General features: G+C 69.4%; 17 protein-coding genes. 12 read left to right on the forward strand and 5 right to left on the reverse strand.

Annotated elements, in window-relative coordinates; all coding sequences use genetic code 11:
- Window positions 1-134 precede the first annotated feature (134 nt).
- The 3 genes from SLV14N_RS09015 to SLV14N_RS09025 are packed head-to-tail and all read left to right on the forward strand — an operon-like array spanning window position 135 to window position 2,799.
- Window positions 135-1,640, forward strand: coding sequence for a zinc ribbon domain-containing protein (locus tag SLV14N_RS09015; RefSeq protein ID WP_263268961.1), 1,506 nt, complete (start codon window positions 135-137; stop codon window positions 1,638-1,640).
- A gap of 27 nt (window positions 1,641-1,667) precedes the next feature.
- Window positions 1,668-2,039, forward strand: coding sequence for a hypothetical protein (locus SLV14N_RS09020; RefSeq protein WP_208680478.1), 372 nt, complete (start codon window positions 1,668-1,670; stop codon window positions 2,037-2,039).
- A 58-nt stretch (window positions 2,040-2,097) separates the two neighbouring features.
- On the forward strand, window positions 2,098-2,799 hold the full coding sequence (locus tag SLV14N_RS09025) for a hypothetical protein (RefSeq protein WP_263268962.1): 702 nt from the start codon (window positions 2,098-2,100) through the stop codon (window positions 2,797-2,799).
- Window positions 2,800-2,838: 39 nt separating this feature from the next.
- Here SLV14N_RS09025 and SLV14N_RS09030 read toward each other — a convergent pair whose 3' ends face one another.
- Complete coding sequence (locus SLV14N_RS09030) at window positions 2,839-3,672, reverse strand: SDR family oxidoreductase (RefSeq protein ID WP_263268963.1); 834 nt, start codon at window positions 3,670-3,672, stop codon at window positions 2,839-2,841.
- Window positions 3,673-3,773: 101 nt separating this feature from the next.
- A complete protein-coding gene (locus SLV14N_RS09035; protein WP_259670194.1) occupies window positions 3,774-4,265 on the reverse strand; it encodes a DUF1453 domain-containing protein in 492 nt (163 codons plus the stop codon).
- Between the two features lie 56 nt (window positions 4,266-4,321).
- Here SLV14N_RS09035 and SLV14N_RS09040 point away from each other — a divergent pair, with 56 nt between their 5' ends.
- Entirely contained in the window at window positions 4,322-4,939 is a 618-nt protein-coding gene (locus SLV14N_RS09040; RefSeq protein WP_259670195.1) for a TetR/AcrR family transcriptional regulator, read from the forward strand.
- Window positions 4,940-5,177: 238 nt separating this feature from the next.
- Here SLV14N_RS09040 and SLV14N_RS09045 read toward each other — a convergent pair whose 3' ends face one another.
- From SLV14N_RS09045 to SLV14N_RS09055, 3 genes are all read right to left on the reverse strand, one after another.
- Window positions 5,178-8,150, reverse strand: a complete 2,973-nt coding sequence (locus SLV14N_RS09045; RefSeq protein ID WP_263268964.1) for a tetratricopeptide repeat protein — start codon at window positions 8,148-8,150, stop codon at window positions 5,178-5,180.
- A complete protein-coding gene (locus SLV14N_RS09050) occupies window positions 8,147-9,955 on the reverse strand; it encodes an HSP90 family protein (protein ID WP_263268965.1) in 1,809 nt (602 codons plus the stop codon). Before SLV14N_RS09050 ends, SLV14N_RS09045 begins: the two co-directional genes overlap by 4 nt.
- 321 nt (window positions 9,956-10,276) lie before the next feature.
- Entirely contained in the window at window positions 10,277-11,338 is a 1,062-nt protein-coding gene (locus tag SLV14N_RS09055) for a LysR family transcriptional regulator (protein WP_263268966.1), read from the reverse strand.
- 65 nt (window positions 11,339-11,403) lie between these two features.
- Here SLV14N_RS09055 and SLV14N_RS09060 point away from each other — a divergent pair, with 65 nt between their 5' ends.
- From SLV14N_RS09060 to SLV14N_RS09095, 8 genes are all read left to right on the forward strand, one after another.
- Complete coding sequence (locus SLV14N_RS09060; RefSeq protein WP_263268967.1) at window positions 11,404-12,366, forward strand: DMT family transporter; 963 nt, start codon at window positions 11,404-11,406, stop codon at window positions 12,364-12,366.
- 63 nt (window positions 12,367-12,429) lie between these two features.
- A complete protein-coding gene (locus SLV14N_RS09065) occupies window positions 12,430-12,732 on the forward strand; it encodes a hypothetical protein (RefSeq protein ID WP_208680484.1) in 303 nt (100 codons plus the stop codon).
- A 50-nt stretch (window positions 12,733-12,782) separates the two neighbouring features.
- Window positions 12,783-13,292: a hypothetical protein gene (locus tag SLV14N_RS09070; RefSeq protein ID WP_208680485.1), complete on the forward strand. Its 510-nt coding sequence runs from the start codon at window positions 12,783-12,785 to the stop codon at window positions 13,290-13,292.
- 26 nt (window positions 13,293-13,318) lie between these two features.
- Entirely contained in the window at window positions 13,319-13,642 is a 324-nt protein-coding gene (locus tag SLV14N_RS09075) for a hypothetical protein (RefSeq protein WP_221174685.1), read from the forward strand.
- Window positions 13,643-13,678: 36 nt separating this feature from the next.
- Window positions 13,679-15,157: an aminotransferase class I/II-fold pyridoxal phosphate-dependent enzyme gene (locus SLV14N_RS09080; RefSeq protein WP_208680486.1), complete on the forward strand. Its 1,479-nt coding sequence runs from the start codon at window positions 13,679-13,681 to the stop codon at window positions 15,155-15,157.
- Entirely contained in the window at window positions 15,154-16,227 is a 1,074-nt protein-coding gene (locus SLV14N_RS09085; RefSeq protein ID WP_208680487.1) for a cupin domain-containing protein, read from the forward strand. The genes SLV14N_RS09080 and SLV14N_RS09085 overlap by 4 nt, the downstream gene beginning before the upstream one ends.
- 87 nt (window positions 16,228-16,314) lie before the next feature.
- Window positions 16,315-17,013: a type 1 glutamine amidotransferase domain-containing protein gene (locus SLV14N_RS09090; protein WP_208680488.1), complete on the forward strand. Its 699-nt coding sequence runs from the start codon at window positions 16,315-16,317 to the stop codon at window positions 17,011-17,013.
- A 378-nt stretch (window positions 17,014-17,391) separates the two neighbouring features.
- Window positions 17,392-18,147 carry a 2OG-Fe dioxygenase family protein gene (locus SLV14N_RS09095; RefSeq protein WP_263268968.1) on the forward strand — a complete coding sequence of 252 codons (756 nt, stop codon included), beginning with the start codon at window positions 17,392-17,394 and terminating at the stop codon, window positions 18,145-18,147.
- Window positions 18,148-18,171: the final 24 nt, after the last annotated feature.

Raw genomic sequence — 18,171 nt, forward strand, 5'->3', positions numbered from 1 at the left:
GCTCTTGTGGTGCACTTGTTGGACGTGAGCTCGGCTCATGCGTGGGGGGAAGAATGACGCATACGACGACATGCCCCGGATGTGGCCGGGAAGCGGTTCCGGGGACCGCGTACTGCGGCACATGCGGTGCGGCCATGGAGGCCACCGAGGCGACCGCGACGCTGCCGCAGCAGCCTTCCGGCCCTCTTCCACCTGCGCCGACGGCGTCCGGCCGGGCCGCCGACCGCCGCACCACCGTGCCGCGATGGGGTAACGGCCGGGATCTGACCAGGTATCTGTGTGCGGCCGCCTATCTGGACCGCGCCTACGCCGGATCACTGATCAAACAGGTCGCCGCCGAACCCCATCTGGGGGTGGCGGCGGCCCCGGCGTGCGACATCCCCGTGGTGCTCCGGCACGCCTATCTGGCCAACGCGCGCCGTCACGGCCGGGATCTCGTGCTCACCGTCCTGCTCCTGCTGGCCTTCGTCTTCACGTTCTGGGTCGGCGACGGGGGGATCACCCTGCTGGTGCTCTTCCTCTCCTGGGTGACGGTGCTCTCCTTCGAGCTCTCGACGAAATACGGTCGCCACCTGCAAAGCCTCCGTCCGGACCGGTTCGATCCGGTGGCCGCGCCGCCGCCGCTCAACAACGACATCGCGACGCGCCTGCGCCAGATCGGCGAGTACGCCGACGGGAACGTCACCACCTACAGCGGCTATTCACCGTTCATCGGCTACGGGGCCGAACTCGACTCGTGGTCCCTGACCTTCGATGTCACCACATCGAGCCGGCCGGGGGGAGAGCCGCAGGAATTCGATGTGACGGAGCTCTACGCCCATATCGCCGAGCGCGTCAGCACCCTGGCACTGCCCTGTCTGGAGATCGAGGAGCGGCTCTTCGCCGACGGCGCGACCCTCCTGGGGGACACCCGCTTCCTGCCCGAACCGCTCGGGCGGCCCGTCCCGCGGATTCCCTTCGATCAGCTGGACGCGCTGAAGCGGACGCCCGAGGAAGGCGCCCGCCCCTATCTGGCGGTGCACTCCACCGGCTGGGGCGGTGAGTTGGTCACCTCGCTCTTCCTGCGCTTTGTGCGGTCCGACTCCAATCTCTTCGTGGAAGCCGTCCCGACGGTGTTGTTCCCCCTGCTCGACCGCTACCGGGTCATCGACACCCTGATGCCCCGCCCGCCCCTGGGCGAACTCGCCAAGCTGGTCTCGGAGACGGCGGTCAGCACCGTCTTCATTCTGCTGGCCTCGCCCGTGCGCGCGATCGCGGGATTCGCCCCCGACTACGGGATGTCGCGGCGGTTGCGCCGCCAGAGGAAGCTGATCACCAGGCTGCGCAGCTTCGACTACGGGGCGCGGCAGAGCGTCCGCCGGCAGGCCGCGGCCACCCGCCACCAACGTCATTTCCAGAAGGCCGACAGCGGCATGGTCCTGAAGACGGTCGAGAAGCGGGTTCTGGACGCACTCGTCGAATTCGCCGAAGCGCGTGGCATCGACGTGGGCGAGCTGATCCAGCGTCAGCAGACGATCATCAACAACGGCATCATCGCGTCCCACGGAGCGCGGGTGGACTCCAGCTCGGTCGCCTCCGGCGACAGGTCCCGGACCGCGATGAACATCATCAACAAGATCCCGCTGCTCAAGCTGGACTGAGAAACCGAGAAGGAATGAGGAATCCGCATGCGCAGGAACGACGGGATCATTGCCACCGGCGGCTCGAATGTCGTCGGCAACGCCGTGGCCAGCGGCAGGAACTCCAAGGCGGAGGTCCGGGACAGCGGGCTGACCCAGTACGGCGACGGGCAGCAGCCGTCGCCCCAGGACCTCGACGCCCTGCTCTCCCGGCTGATCGACGAGCTCGGCCAGTCCGATCACCCCGAACGGGACGATCTGATCGAGGCCGCCGAGGACGCGCGCGAGGAGGCCTCCGCGGAGGCACCGCGCAAGGGCAAGCTGAAGGTGTTCGCCAGGGCGCTCGTGGGCGCGGTGCCGGGGTTCACCGCCCTGACCACCCTGGCAGTGGCGATCGAACAGGCAATCCACGGGCTGTAGCCGGGGCCGGCGCGAAGGCCGGGTCCATGAACACGAGGGACATCGGGGGGAGATGACCATGCCGTCCTGCCTGCACTGCGGCGCGCTCCATGAGGATGCCGCGGCGACATCCTGTCCGAGCTGCGGCATGCCGCGCGAGGGCGGGGTGTCCGCCGCCACCGGCCGGCCCGCCGGGGCCACCGGGCACGGCTACGTCCGTGTGGGGCCCACCATCCTCCCGCTGTGGCTGCTGTGGCTGATGGCCGGTCTGATCGTGGTGGGCGGGGTGACCGCCGTGGTTCTCACCTCGTCCACCGGCTCCTCGGACGACGGGGCGGTCGACGTCATCTCGTCGGCCACCCCGACTCCTGACCCGGCCATCGGCTCCATGCCGCCCACCGACATCGGCTCCCCGGCGCCGACCTACCCCGAGACCATGCCGCCGACCGACCTGGAGTCCCCCACCCCGTCGGACCTCTCACCGTCCCCCGACAACGCGAGCGCCATCGTGGAGGAGTACTACCGGGACATCAACGCCGGGGACTTCTCGGCGGCCTGGGACCTCGGCGGCAAGAACATCGGCGGCAGCTCGTACTCGAAGTGGGTCTCGGGCTTCGACACCACGGTGCACATCGAGCTCAGCGCGGTGAACGACGGCAGCTCCGGGCAGGTCGGCGCCGTCCTCCGGGCGACCCAGACCGACGGCTCGGTCCGGGTGTACCAAGGGACCTACACGGTGTCCGACGGCGCGATCGTCAGCGCCGACATCACCAAGCGGTGACCGTCCGCCGGCTCGCCCCTCCCCCTCGGGGCGGGGCGTTCAGCGGAAGGCGGCGGCGTGCTCCGCGGCCCATTGCCGGAAGGGGGTGGCGGGGCGGCCGGTGAGCTGCGGGACGGTGTCGCGCACCTTCAGCAGTTCCTCGTTGAGGTCCCCGCCCATGAGGTCGAGCACCGCGCTCGCGGTCTCGTCCCCCATCAGGGAAGCCATCTGCCGGTGGGCCCGCTCCCGGCTGATCTCGACCAAGGACAGCTCCTGCCCCAGAGCTGCGGCCAGGGCCGCCACCTGCTGCCGTGCCGTGACGCGTTCCGGTCCGGTCAGCGGGTACGTCCGCCCTCGGTGGCCCGGCTCGACGAGCGCCGCTCGGGCCACCGCCGCGATGTCCGCGGGATGGATGGTGGGCAGTCCCAGATCCGCGTACGGCACATGGACCGTCGAGTGCTCGCGGATCGATGTCGCCCACCACAAGGTGTTGGAAGCGAACTGTGTCGGCCGCAGGATCGTCCAGGCCATACCGGAGTCCTTCAGCAACTGCTCGACGGCCGCATTCTCCATGGCGGCGGGCAGGTGCGGATGGGTCTGCACCGTGATCGACGACACGAGGACCACATGCTCCACACCTGCTTGCCGGGCAGCCTCAAGAACCTCACCCTCTGCCCCCATGCCCTGCACCAGAAACAGTGAACGCACGCCGTCAAGCGCTGAGTTGAGGGTCTCCACCCGCCCGAGATCCCCCTCAACGGCTTCGACCCCTTCGGGGAAGGTGACCCGTGCGGCGTCCCGGGTAAGACCTCGCACCGGCCCGGCACCGCATGCGCGCAGCTCCTTCAGCAGAACGCGTCCAATATTTCCGGTGGCTCCTGTCACGAGGATCACGGGTACCTTCTCCTGCCGTCAGAGGGTGGTCAGCTGGAGAGCACGCTAGAACCTCAACTGCGCTTCAGGTCAACGGGGTTCGCTCCGCCCATGGCCTGCCGTCAGCGAGTGCGCGCCGGGGCGAAGGGGATCCCCGACGCCATGGCGCGACGGCTGACCATCAGGGATTCGCCGAGGAAGCTCACTCCGATGGAGAGCTGGACTGGACGTGCGTGCTCGTGCATGCCCATCCTCACCGCCAGGACACCGAAGCCGGCCGTGAGCGCCAGGGTGCCGATCACGGCGAGGAAGGTGCGGCCGGTGTACCGCTGCCACAGGACACCTCCCTTGTCGACGAGTTGAACGGTGGCGCCGCGGAGTGCGCCGAGGCCCGCGCCGAAGACGGCGCCCGCGATGACCCAGGTGAGGTCGGTGCCGGTCAGATCCGTCCTCTTCATGAGGGACAGGATGCCGATGCCGGTCAGGATCGCCGGGGCCACGAAGAGGTCCCTTGCGTTGACCGGTTCGCCGATCATCCGCTTGATCACGACCGCGATCACGACCACCGCGATGATCGCGGCGAGCAGCCAGGGGTTCACGCAGATACCACCCATCTTGATAGCACGATTGAGCTAAAAAAATGTTAGCCCGGTCGTGCTATAAAGGCAATGTGCCGAAGATCGTTGATCCCGTTGCCCGCCGCAGGGCGGTGGCGCAGGCCGTCCTGTCCGTCGCCGCCCGGCAGGGGCTGGAGCATGCGTCGCTGCGCAACGTCGCCGAGGAAGCCGGACTCGCCATCGGCTCGATCCGCCACTACTTCGCCGATCACGACGAGTTGATGACCTTCACCATGCGGGAGCTGAGCCGGCGCATCGGCGACCGCATCCGCCCCCACGCCGAGCGACTGCTGGCTCCCGACGGCCACACCGACCGCCGGGCCGAGACAGAGGAGCTCCTGGCCGAGCTTCTCCCCCTGGACGAGGCCCGCCGCCAGGAGGCGGCACTCTGGCTCGCCTTCACCGCCGCCGCACACACCCGCCCCGAACTGCGGCCCTGTGCCGCCGAGATGCAGGCCGACCTGCACACCCTGATGTCGCGCGTACTGCACGAGGCCCAGTCCGCCGGCGGGCTGCCGGGCGGCATGGACGTCGCACTGGAAAGCACACGGCTGGCCGCCCTCCTCGACGGACTCACGCTCCAGGCAACGCTGCTGCCGGACCGCTATCCGCCGAAGCTGCTCCGACAGGTACTGCGACGGCACCTGGACGCCCTCAGAGCCGGCAGCTGACCTGATGCCGGCGCCCTCAGCCGGACGCGAGCCGCCTCACCGCGGCGGAGGGAAGCATGGGAATCCCCGAATACCCCTCCGCCGCCGGATACCTGAGGCACCTGAACGGCCGGCCGGCCCCGGCACCGTGTTGCAGCGCGCCGGTCGGAATCTGCGGCGCGCCCCGTGAGCGGCGCGGTGGGCATGTCGCGCGCACTCCCCCGCACCGTCGTTTCCGCAGGCGCGTACGGATCCCGGCCTACCCGATGTAGTCGAGCAGGGCCCGCGCCTCGGCCCGGCGGCGCTCCGCGGTGGCGTCGGGCTCGCTGCCGGCCTCGTCGCCGTAGTCGTCCAGGACGGCACGGGCGCGGGTCTCGGCGGCGGAGCCGCGGCCCAGGTCGGCCTCCAGCCAGGCGGCCATCAGCTGGGCGCCGGTGCGGTCGTGGCGAGCGGTCTGGTCGAGCGAGGCCAGGAGAGCGATCGCCTTCTCCGCGTAGCCGAGGGCTTCCTCGTAGGCGCGCCGTGCCGTGCCGTCGTCGTCCTCGTCGCCGGGCTCGGACGCGCAGCCACGGACCAGCAGTTCGCCGGTCTGGCGGTAGGTGCCGGCGAGTTCGGTCCGCAGCAGGGCGTGGCTGTCGTCGTCCGCCGCTTCGGCGACGGCCTCGGTGAGCAACTGCTCGGCGGTGGCCATCAGATCGCGGGCGGCCGGGAGGCCGCGACCCGTGTCACGCAGCGCGAGCCAGGCTTGGGCCCGCACGGCGCGGGCCGCATGGTGCGGCCGGCCGAGCGCGCGCCAGAGTTCCTCGGCGCGGGCGTAGGCAGCGGCGGCCTGCTCGTTGAGCCCGGCGCCGTTGAGGGCATCGCCGGCGAGGTGGGCGAGGACGGCGTGGTCGCGCTGTCCGTCCCAGCCCTTGGCGATGTCGGCCGCGAGCAGGAACTGTTCACTGGCCTGCCGGGGGTCGCCGAGGGCGTCCAGGCATTCGCCGAGCCACCAGCGGGCTTGCACGACCTGTCCTTCGTGGTGGTGCTCCTGGAGGTCCGGCAGCGCACTCTCCAGGACGGATGCCGCCTCGTCGAAGCGCCGGAGGCGGAGCAGGGCGCCACCGAGCACCAGCCGCGCCCAGGCGGCGAGCCCTTCGCTTCCGGCCGCCTCGTCGGCCCAGTGCGTGGCTTCGAGGGCATGGCCGGCCACCTCGTTGTCGTCCTGACCGGTGGCGGCCAGGGCCTCGGCGAGGATGAGGTGGAGGTGGGCGCAGCCGAGCGGTTCGAACAGCCCGGCGCCGTGGTCGAGGGCGGCGCGGGCGGCTTTCTCGGCCTGTTGCGGACGGCGCAGGGCGAGGGAGAGTTCGGCGAGCCGGGCCTCGGCCTCCGCGGCGAACCAGGGGGCGGCGGCCTCGTGGTACAGCTCCACCGCCCGGGCGAACAGCTCCGCGGCCTGCGGGGCGTCGCCGCGCCCGGCGAGCAGACCGCCGAGCAGACAGGAGGTGTCGGCGATGCGGGAGCGCATCCGCCGGTCCTCGGTGCGGTGCTCCTCGGCGAGACGGAGCACCGCACGGAGCTCCTCGACGAGGGCTTCCGCGGTCTCGTCGGGGTCCGGCGCCGACGGGAGCGTGCCCAGCCGGACGCGGGCGTGAGCCAGGAGCGCCCCGGTCAGCTGGCGGGCGGTGGCCCGGCCGTCGGCGTGCAGGGTGCGCAACTGTCCGCAGAGCGCGTCGAGTTCGGCGAGGCCCTCCTCCGTACGGCCGGAGACCGCCGTGGTGTAGGCGGCCCGGACCCGGCCGGCGGCGCCCTCGCCGGGGTCACCGGCGGCCTCGAACTGCTCGGCGGCCCGGCGGAACAGCGGGATGGCCGTGTCCGGGTCGTCGAGCGCGTCGACGGCGGCGTGGTAGGTCACCTCGGCGCGGGCGGACGCGTCCAGTTCGGTGCCGGTCCGTTCGGCGGTTCTGGCCACCGCCCGCCAGGCGGCGCGTGTGTCCGGGTGCTGGGCCAGGGTGCGGCGCCGGGCCTCGGCCAGCAGCGCGGCGAGGTCTTCGGAGCCGGACTCGGCCGCCACCGGAGCGGGTTCCGGCGCGGGCTTCGGACGGGCGACGGAGCCGGCGGCGAGCCGGGCGCCGCGGACACCGAGGGGGAGCCGGTCGGTGAACGGCGTACTGGCCATCCGCGCGGCCGCCCATGTGCCGACCCGGCCGGTGCCGTTGCGCTCGTCGAAGCGGCGGGCCAGTCCGTCGGCGGCTTCCTGCGTACGGGCCAGGAGCTGTTCCGCGGTGACGGTGACGCCACCCGGCAGGGGCACCGGGCGGTCGGCGTGGCCGAGCTCCACCAGCCGGCGCAGCAGCAGGGCCGCCGCGCTCAGTATCTCCAGCCGGGAGAGCGGTTCCCCGTCGTTGTCGAGATACGCCGCATGCTCGGCGAGGATCTCCAGGCCACGGGCCTCGTTGCCGGTCAGTGCGCAGAATTCGATGTGGCGGGCGAGGGCCGGTACGAGGCTGCCGTTGCCACGGGCCAGGCGATAGCCCCGCAGATGGTTGCGGCGGGCCTCGTCGAACCGCCCGAGACGCAGCAGCGGCACCAGGGACAGGGCGAGGATCAGGTGCGGCTGCTCCGCACAGTACTGTTCCCCCTTCAGTACGGGTGCCCAGGTGGTGAGGGCACGCTCGTCGTCCTCACGGTCCGCGTGCCATGCGCCCTGCTCGTTGAGTTCGCAGGCCAGGCAGTCGCTCATCCGGTCGCGGTCGGCGCCGGTCCACTCCTCCAGCAGCCGGGCGGCCAGGGCGTCGTCTCCACGGTGCTGGGCGAGGTAGAACTCGGCGGCGCGCACCGGACGCAGGGAATATCCGGCGACGCGGTAGTGGCGCTCCATGTCCGGGAGCCAGCGGCGGACGGCGTCCAGCGGGATGTCGGGATTACCGGTGAGGCTGTAAATGATCCATTTGAATCGCCAGTGGAGCCGGTGGAGGGCCGGGCCGCTGAAATCCCCGGGGTTCTCGTCCCACATGCGCAGCAGCCGGGAGAACGGCACCAGCGTCTTGCCGCTCTCCGAGCTGAACTGGTAGGCGCTGATCAGGTCCAGGAGTGCGTCGAGGAGCAGTTGCCGGTCGCCGGCCGTCTCGGCGAGGGCGACGAGTTCCTCGGCACGGTGGGTGCGGGCCGGCCCCTTGGGCTCGGCGTCGTTCTCCCACAGGGCCCGGCGGATCGACTCGACGGTGTGCGGTGTGCTGTTCTCGTACGTCATCGGCTTTCCTCCTGGCCGTCCGAGTGCGTGGCCCAGCGCAGCAGGTCCAGGAACGCACGGTTGAGCAGCGCCGAGTCGGCGGGCCGCAGCGGGCGCGGGGCCATCAGCAGGGCCTGGCCGTACAGCGCCTCGGCGGCGGTCCCGACGAGTTCCGGATCACCGATCCGGGCGATCCGGCGGACCAGCGGGTTGTGGTGGTTGAGGACGAGCCGGGCGCGCGGTGCGCTGCCGCGCAGGCTGCCGAGGATGCCGGCCCACAGCTCGTCCGCCTGCGCCTCTTCCTCTGCGCGGGCCCGTTCCTGGCGGGCCGAGCGGTCGTCCAGGTGGAGGGCCGGAACGGACACCGGGTGGAAGGTGCGCAGCACCACGTCGCAGCCGAGCGGGTCGAGCTTGCTCCGGGCGGCGCCGAGGAATCCGGACAGGGCCAGTTCCTCGGCGGGGTCGACCGGGTCGAGGTGGGCGGTGACGGTGTCGGCGTCGAGTTCGGCGACATCGGTGCCGGCCCGTACCAACGGCAGCAGCTCGACGAGTTCGGCGTCGTAGGTGTAGCCGCCGTTGACGACGCCGATGCCCTGGGCGGCGGCGATCGCGGCGACCTGCCGGTACTCCTCGACGGTCCGTGTGAAGTGCACGACGGGATGCCGGCGGGCGAACTCCTCCAAGGACAGCTGCCCGTCGGTGGTTTCGAACGGCAGCCAGGGCAGCATGGTGGTCAGCACGTCCCGGTCGTGCCTGGCCAGCGACTTCACGCCCAGGTGGTGCACGGACAGGAACTGTGCGAGCCGCTCGGGCTCTCCGGCGGCGAGTCCGGTGAACCAGTCCTTGATGCGCGCACCGAGCGCGTCACGGACCGCGGCGAGGGTCTCGTCGGCGTACAGGCTCTCGCGGGAGGCGGTGGGGCGCAGGCTGTCGGTGTCGATGACGCAGCGGACGAAGAACGCCCAGTCGGGCAGCAGTTCGTCGGCCCGCTCGGTCAGCAGCATGCCCTTGAGGTGGACCCGGTGCCCGGCGCGCTGGGCGGGGCTGACGGCGGACGGCAGGACGTAGGCGACACCGCGTACGCCCGCGACCGGCACATCGAGGTCGATGGAGTCGAGCGGGGTGAAACCGAAGAGATCATGACAGTGGCGGGCGAGGGCGACGCGGCGTGCGGCGGGGTTCGGGTAGCCGCGCTCCCAGACCGCCGGGCGGTCGGTGACCGGCTCCTCCCCCACCCGTACGTCGTAGGGCAGAAGCGTCCCGAAGTCCTTGGCCAGGCTCCGTACCCGGGCCTCGGTGAGCCATTCGGCGGCGCCGGGCCGGGCCGTGAGGTGCACGGTGGTGCCGGGCTCGGGGTGGGCGTCTCCGGGCAGCGTACGCACGGTGTACGAGCCGTCGTCGCGGGCCGTCCACTCGACGGGCGGGGCGGTGAGGTCACGCGCGGAGCGGCTGACGACGCGTATTTCCTCCGCGACGACGAAACACGCCAGCAGACCGATGCCGAACTGACCGAGAAAGTCGGCGCGGGCCGACTCCAGGCCGTCGCGCTTGGAGCTGCGGCCGATGGTGGCCAGCAGGCTGTGCACATCGGCCTCGGTCAGCCCGATCCCGGTGTCCGTCACGCGCAGCCCCCCGGCGTCCGCGTGCAGCCGCACCCGGGCAGGGCTGTCGGGCTGCTCGGCGCGGCGTGCGGTGACGGCGTCCACGGCGTTCTGCAGCAGTTCGCGCAGATAGACCCGGGGGCTGGAGTAGAGGTGGTGGGAGAGCAGATCCACCAGGCCCCGGAGGTCGACCTGGAAGGTGTGCGGTATGTGATCAGCAGTCATTTAGGGGTGCGTCGACGGACATTCACTGCCCTGCCGCGCGGATAGTGCGGCCGTGGCCGCCAGTGGTCAGGGCTGGCCATCATAGGAGCCGCGCCGACGAGCCGACCATGGAATTCCGCCCCTCCGGGTGCTCGGGTCACACCGCCTGAAGCCGTCCGGAGCCGCAGGCGGTCCTCGGCGCGTGCGTCGTGGTCACCCTGGCCGTCGCCACCCGCCGCGACGGGACGGGGCGGCGGGTCAGCTCGCTCCCGGCGATCCGGCTCCAGGCCGACATGATCGAAAAGCTGCGCCTGAAGCCGGACATGACCGCCTCTTCCGTCGTCAGTCCTCAGGTGAGGGTGCCGGGGCGGGGTCGGTGCCGAGCGGTGGGTGCACGGTGCCCGCCGGTGGATCCGGCGGCGCGTCGGTGGCCGGACCCGCTTCTGCCGCGAGGGCCCGCTCGTCCGAGGCGCTCTTCCGCGGAGCGTGCGGAGTCAGGCAGCTGGGCTCGGACCGGTAGGCAATCCGGATCATCTCCGCCATGAAGGCCCGCACACTCGGCGTTTCGGCGTCGGCGGCGGTCGCCACGACCACGCTGCGGGTCACGGTCGGCCGGCAGGGAACGAAGCACACGCCGGGGGGCGAGGATTCACGCACCATGCGCGGTACCAAGGTCACCGCGAGGCCGGCCGCCACCAGATGGAGTTGTGTGGAGTAGTCGGACACGCAGTAGCGCACCTCCGCGTCCGTCTCATGCGCTCGCAGCAGTTGCAGCAGCGCTTCATGGGCGTCGCTTCCCTCGGGGCAGCTGGTCCAGTACTCCCCGTGAAGATCGCTCAGCGCCACGAACTCCCGGTCGGCGAGCGGGTGTCCCGCAGGAACCGCCAACTGGGCGTCCTCGTAGATCAGCCGGGTTATCCGGATGCCCGGCGGCATGTGCGCGGGGCGATGGGTCCAGCTCTCGGTGACGACCGCGTCCAGTTGGCGTGCCTGCAGCATCGGGATCATGTCGACCGCCTCACCGTCGCGCAGCGAGGGTTCGAGGCGCGGGTGACGGGTGATCAGACTGCTCAGTACCGGGGGGACCAGTGCGCGCAGGGCGCTGGCGACGCCACCTATGCGCAGCGGACCGGCGACGAGACCGTGCAGGTTGGCGAGGTCGCGCTCGGCGTCATCGAGCGTGGTCACCATGGTCTGTGCGGACGTCGCCAGGATGTGTCCGGCGCTGGTCAGCCGTATGCCGCGGCCGTCTCGTTCGACGAGCCGGCACTGGACCTCCTTCTCAAGTTTGCGCAGGTGCTGGGACACTGCCGGGCCGGTGATGTGCAGCACCGCGGCCGCCTCTCCCACGGAGCCGAGCCGGGCGACGGCGGCAAAGACACGTAACCTCTCCCAGGTGATCATGTAAGGCAGGCTAATGGTTTTTGGTAATGAATCTTGAATAGTGTTACGGGGCTCACGCTGGGATCGTGGACTTCGTGGATGCGACCTCAACTCCCTCCGTAACAACCGCCGATGACAACGACCGGACTCCGCGGCATAGCACCGCCGTCCCGGTCGTGTTGGTCATCAGCGGTGCCGCCTGCCTGTCGGCTTCGGCGATGTTTGTCAAGCTCGCCGACGTCACCGCGGGGACCGCGGCATTCCTTCGCTGCGCTCTCGCCCTCGCAGTACTTGTGCCGTTGCTTGTTCATGAGGTACGGCGTAAAGGGCGTCTGGCGCGGCCGCTTCAGGGATATGCGGTGGTCGCGGGCGTATTTCTGGGTGTGGACTATGTCATGTGGACCATGAGTATCCTGGACGTGGGTGCCGCGGTCGCCACGGTGCTCATCAATGTGCAAGTCATCGCATTCCCTTTGCTGGCGCGGCTCATCGACGGAACAGCGATTTCTCGTCGTTTCCTGTTCACCATTCCTGTGATGTTGGCTGGAATCGCGCTGTCCAGCGGCGCTCTGGAACACGGCAAGGGGGACGGAAACCCGGTGCGCGGTGCGGCGCTGGGTGTCGCCGCCGGCATCGCCTACGCCGCGTATCTGTACCTCAACCGGGTGTCGGGCGAGCGCAGCCCGGCGCACGTGGTGGCGCCGATCTGTATTTCCACCGGTGCCGCCGCGGTGACCGCCGGCGTCATCAGCCTGTTCACCACCGGCGTCAGTCTGTCGATGTCGCCGACGTCATGGGGTTGGGTGATCGCCCTTGCCCTCCTCGGGCAGGTCGTGGCCTGGCTGCTGATCAGCACCGGATCGCCCAGGCTCGCCCCGAACACCTCCGCCGCGCTGCTGCTGCTGCAGCCGGTCATGGCCATCGGATTCGGCCTCATCATCCTCAGGGAGACGCCCACCGCCGGCCAACTCGTCGGCTGTGTGGTCGTGATCGCCGCGGTGTGGTTCTCCCACCGCAGGCCCTCCCGGAGCAGCACCAGCGGTTCGTGAAGGAAACGCCCGATACACAGCACAACTCTGACCCGAAGTAGCTGCCGACCGACGGGAAGCGTCATGAGTGAAGCGACTCTCGCAGTGGACGACTATCGCCTGATCGCCCCGATCACCCTGCCCAGCGACGGCCGGGCACCCGGTGACGTCAAAGTGCTCAGCGATTCGGACGAATACGACGCGTATTTCCGCATTGAGCATCAGAGTGACATATCGCCGGACACGTGGATGAAGACCGTGCTTTCCGTTGCGGAACAGGTCAGTGATGATCTTCCGGCGACGAGCCTCGAAGAGAGCGAACAGGCTCAGATTCTTGACGGTCTCGCCATCATCCTGCAGCACACGCTGCGACAGCTGGCGACCTGAAAAGGGACCGGTTTCCCGACCTCACCGACCGAAGGGGGAGCACGACAGCAATGCATATCTCGACCGAACAGCAGACGGCAGTGCGCCGGTGGAAGCTCGGGCACCACGTCTTCCATCTGCATCTCACAGTGATGAACACCTATCTCGCGTCCCTGGAGAAATCGATCGAAGAAGAGGACTGGCGGTCGGTGAGCCCGCTGCTGACCAAGCTGAGCAGGCTCTACGGCGCCGCGACCTCCTGCATGCGCTACGCATCGGATTTCCCGGAGACGGCCTACGAAAGCCTTATCAGGCCGTCGATGGAGCCGCCGTGGCTGAACCCCGGTTTCTCCGGAAAGTTCAACAGCGACCACGAGCGGATGCTGGACCTCATGCGCACGATCCGGACGAGCCTGAAGCGGGCGATCCGCTCCGGGCAGGTACCGGAGGAGGTCGAGAGAGCGGCCACCCAGCTCTGGCGCGCGCAGTCCCACAACCGCGCGAACCACAAGCTCATCTGCGAGAAGTTCGTCCCGGGCGGCCAGTCGCTGCTCCAGGACTACTTCAACGCCAACGCCTGACCGACACACACGAAGAGGAGATTGTCATGGCCATAACCGTGATCGAGACCTGGTACCTGAACGACGAGGCCGCCGGCCAGGCGACCACTGTCATGCAGCGCATGGACGACGCGCTCGGCGACAACGCCCATGCGCACCCCGGCTGGAACGGACACGCCACCTTCCTCCAGGACGACGCCGACCCGCACCTGGTGACGTGGCAGTACTCCTGGCGCAGCAAGGAGGACCACCAGGACCTGCTCGCCTCCGAAGAGAGCCTGGCGGAGCCGCTCTACCGCAAGTACTGCACGCGTCCGCGGCACATCCGCTACGCCACCGAGCTGGAGGTGGAGGTCGAGCACGACCACTGATCCGTCGACTTGATTGCGTATGACCTAAGGACACACATGAGTGAGAACGTCGGGGACTGGAGCCCCGAAGAGCTGGAGAAGAACGGCCAACTCCTGTTGTCGCAACTGCGCGAGCACTTCTCGACCCTGGGGAACCAGCCCGTCACCACCCAGCGCTCCGCACAGGAGATCCGTGCGCTGCTCGACGAGCCCTTACCGGACGCCCCACAGCCGTTCAGCGAGATCCTGAGCCAGACCTGGGACGACGTGCGTCCCAACCTCACCTTGTGGAACCACCCGCGGTTCCATGCGTACTTCAGCAACAGCTCCAGCGGGCCGGCCATCCTGGCCGAGATGTTCACCGCTGCGCTGAACGTCAACGTGATGCTGTGGGACGCCGCACCGGCCGCCGCAGCCGTGGAACTGACCGTCCTGGACTGGCTCGCCCAGATGGTCGGTTACACCGTGGCGCAGGACTCGGTGCTGGTCGACGGCGCGTCCCTGGGCACGCTGTACGGACTCGCCGCGGCCCGGGAGCACCTCGCCGGACTGGACATCAGGCAGCAGGGGCTCGCCGGCCGGGACGTGCCGCAGTTGCGGATCTACACCTCCGACCAGACCCACAGCTCCATCGACAAGGCAGCCATCACCCTCGGTATCGGCCTCGACAACGTGGTGCGTATCCCCGCCGACCCTGACGGCCGGCTCGACCCGGACGCCCTGAGGGAGTGCCTGGAACGGGATGAACGGCTCGGCCACCGCGCGATGGCCGTGGTCGCCAACGTCGGCACGACCTCCGTCGGAGCGATCGACCCGATCGAGGACATCGCGGAGGTCTGTGCCGCGCACGGCACCTGGCTGCATGTCGACGCCGCCTACGGCGGATTCTGGAGGCTGGCCCCGCAGGTCGGCCCACAGCTTCCCGACCTGTCGCGGGCGGACTCGCTGGTCGCCAATCCGCACAAGGTCCTGATGTGCCCCATGGAAGCCAGTGCCCTGTTCTGCCGGCACCGCGATGCGCTCACCAACACCTTCCGCGTCGTACCGGAATACCTGCGCACCCGTCATGAGGACGGCAGCGTCGACTTCATGAACTACTCACTGCAGCTGGGCCGGCAGTTCCGCGCGCTCAAGCTGTGGTGGCTGATCAAGTCCTTCGGCGTCTCGGGGCTCACCGACCGGCTCAGCGCCGCGGCGGCCCTCGCCGAAGGGCTGCGTGACAGGGCGCGCTCCGACCCGGACTGGGTGGTGGAGAACGACACCCCCTTCCCGTTGGTGTGCCTGCGCTACCAACCTCACGACCAGGAGCTGGACCCGCGGGACGTCGACGAACTGAACCGGCGTATCCACCGGGCCGTCAACGAGGCCGGGTGCTCGTTCGTCTCGCACACCGTGGTGCCGTCCGGGTACGCCATCCGCGTCTCCATCGGGAACATCCACACCACCGAGGCCGACATCCACGCCCTGTGGGCCGAACTCACCGCCGCCGCCCGGCGCTGCGCCGTCCCGCGTACACCAGAAGGGAGCACCCGATGAAACCGGCACTCCTCGGTGCGATACCACCCCAGCAACAGGCCCGCACCGAGCCCGAGTCCTTCGCCGGCCGACTGCGCCGCCACCACGCCGTAGGGCGCTGGGGCGCCGCCAACGAGAACCAGTCCTGGACCCCCAACCCCCGGTCGGTACCTGCCTTGTGGCGCTACGCGGAGCTGCGCCCCTTCGCGGTCGAAGCGGCCGAGTTCGTCAAGGGCGAGGACGCCGCGCTCCGGGTCATCACCCACCTCAACCCCGGGCACCCCGACTACGAGGCGGCGGTGGGGCACCTGTACTCGGGGCTCCAGACGCTCAAACCGCACGAGAGGATGACGGCCCACCGGCACGCGGCCTCCGCCATCCGCTTCGTGATGGAGGGCGAGGGCGGCTGGACGGCGGTCGACGGTGACCGCATGGCCGTCGGCCCGGGCGATGTGGTGATCACCCCGAGCCGGCTGTGGCACGAACACGGCAACGACTCCGACGACGGTCTCGTCATCTGGCAGGACTGCACCAACGATCCGCTGGTCAACACGCTCGGTGCGAACTTCTTCGAGCTTCATCCGCAGCGCAGCCACCTCGGGACGCAGGAGCGCACGGACACCCTTGCGCGCTACGGCGGCCTGCTGTTGCCCGACACCCGCCGGCGCAGCGAGGCATCCCCGCTGTACTCCTACCCCTGGGACAAGTGCTACGAGGCGCTGGCCGCGGCGGCACGAGCGGGGGCCCACTCCCCGTTCGACGGCGTCATCATGGAGTACACGAATCCGGTCACCGGCGGCCCGGTGACCCACACCCTCGGCGCGAAACTGCAGATGCTGGCGCCCGGTGAACACACCCGCAGCCACCGGCACACGGGATCGGTCGTCTATGTCGCCGCGCGCGGCAGCGGTCTGGTGACGATCGACGGCGTGGTCCATCCGTGGAGCGCCGGCGACACCTTCTGCGTGCCCTCCTGGTCGTGGCACAGCCACGCCAATCCCGGTGCCGACGAGGCGGTGCTGTTCTCGTACAACGAGTTCCCCCTGCTCGACAAGCTCGGTCTCTACACCGAAGAAGCGGACGAGCGATGAACAGCGGTCGCGCGCAGCGCACTCCGCGACCGGTGAGCGTCGCCGGCGACCGCCGCACACCCATCACCATCAGAAAGGAGGACGGCCATGCCATCTGTCCTGCTGCTGTTGTCAGCTGCCACCGAGCTCCCGCTCACCGACGGAAGCCGTCACACGACAGGATTCTGGCCGGAAGAGGTCATCGAACCTGAAGCCGTTTTCGCGGCCGCCGGCATCACCACGGTCATCGCCACGCCCGAAGGCGCGCCGGCCGGCCCCGACCCCGCGGGGCTCACCCCTGAGGGGACCGGGTACTCCGCCGATCGCTGCGCCGCACTTCACGAAGCCGTCGAGACGCTCCGCCCGCGCTTCACCACCCCGGTGCCGCTGCGGGCCGTCAACGTCGAGATGTTCGATGCGGTGTTCATTCCCGGCGGATACGGGCCCCTGGCAGATCTGTGGGCCGACCCTGACTGCGGGCGCGTACTGAGTGCGTTCCATCAGTCCGGAAAACCCATCGCGGCGGTCTGCCACGGTCCGGCGGCATTGCTTTCGTCATTGGACGCAACCGGCGACTGGCCTTTCAACGGTTACGAAATGACCGCCTTCACCGACGAGGAAGAAGCCGACCTCGGGCTCCTGGAGCTGATTCCCTGGACGGCTGAGGGCCGACTGGTCAAACGTGGCGCCCGCTTTTCCGCGGGCCCGTCGTGGGGGGAACACCTCGTTCGCGACCGCGCCCTGCTCACCGGACAGAACCCCGCTTCGGCGAAGCCGCTCGCCCGTGCGCTCTGCGAAATACTCTGAGACGACGCACGCCTGACTTCGTGTGACCGCGGCGGATGTGACGCCGCGGTCCACGGGGCCCCCCGCCGGCATACGCGAGGTATCCCGGCGGAAATGCTCGAAAATTAATTCAACAGCCACCTTGCACATCGCATCCTCATTCAATTACCGTGAGATGCAAGAGGGAAATTCAAGTGATCTACCGAATTTCCCCGCCGCCGAAAGTTTCCGGGAAATCCGAGTCGAGACATCCTCGGTTTCCAAATATTGGCAGGCACCTTCTTTCTCCCCGTTGAACCCAAAACCCCGCCCGGCCTCGTCCTGGCCCGGCGCGGAATTCCCATAGCGAAGACGGAGGAAATCATGACGACCGTAGCTGTCGAAACGACAACACGTCTCATGGCCAAAGGATTTGAGCGCTACGACTGCGAAGACTTCCTGGAGGGGCTGGGCGACCGTGACGCCGACACGCTCTTCGGCCAGCTCCGGGACGCCTTCACGGAGCTGCCCCCGGACCCGTACGCCGAGAGGGCGCACCGATACCGCCGGTACGGACGCGCGGTGCTGGTGCCCTGGGAGCAGTCCCTCACCTGGCTGCCCACCCACCAGGACCCGGTTCTGGGCCCGGTCACGGAGTACTACCAGGGCGACCACAACCCCGAACACCCCGGCCGGCGCCGCCGCTTCCCCGCACTCTCGGCGGCGACCCGGGCCAATGCGCTGCTCCGCCAGATCATTCTCTTCGACGCCCGGGAAGCCACCCAGCTGGAGCCGCTCCGCCAGGGGCTCGTGCATGTCGGTGTGCACCTCCTCAAGCTCGCCGTGGACGGCTCCGAAGAGGAGGCCGTGCCCTCACCGAATGTCCTGCACCAGGACGGCGAACCCTTCACCTTCGCCCACCTGATCAGCCGGGACAACGTCACGGGCGGCGTCAACGTGATCGCACCCCCGCGGTGCGCCGGCCTGCATCCCGAGGAAGTCAGCAAGGAGCTGATCCAGGCCGAGTTCACCCTGGACAGGCCTCTGGATTCCTACGGCGTCTACGACCCCCAGGTCAGCCACTACGTCAGCCCCGTGCGCCGTGGCTCCGCGGCACGCCGCGGTGAGCGCTCCGTCCTTCTCGTCGACTTCACCCCCTACGTGCCGCACATCTAGCCTCCCGCCCCTCCCCCCCCATTC

The organism is Streptomyces sp. Je 1-4 4N24 (assembly GCF_026239515.1).
GTDB classification, from domain to species: domain Bacteria; phylum Actinomycetota; class Actinomycetes; order Streptomycetales; family Streptomycetaceae; genus Streptomyces; species Streptomyces nigrescens.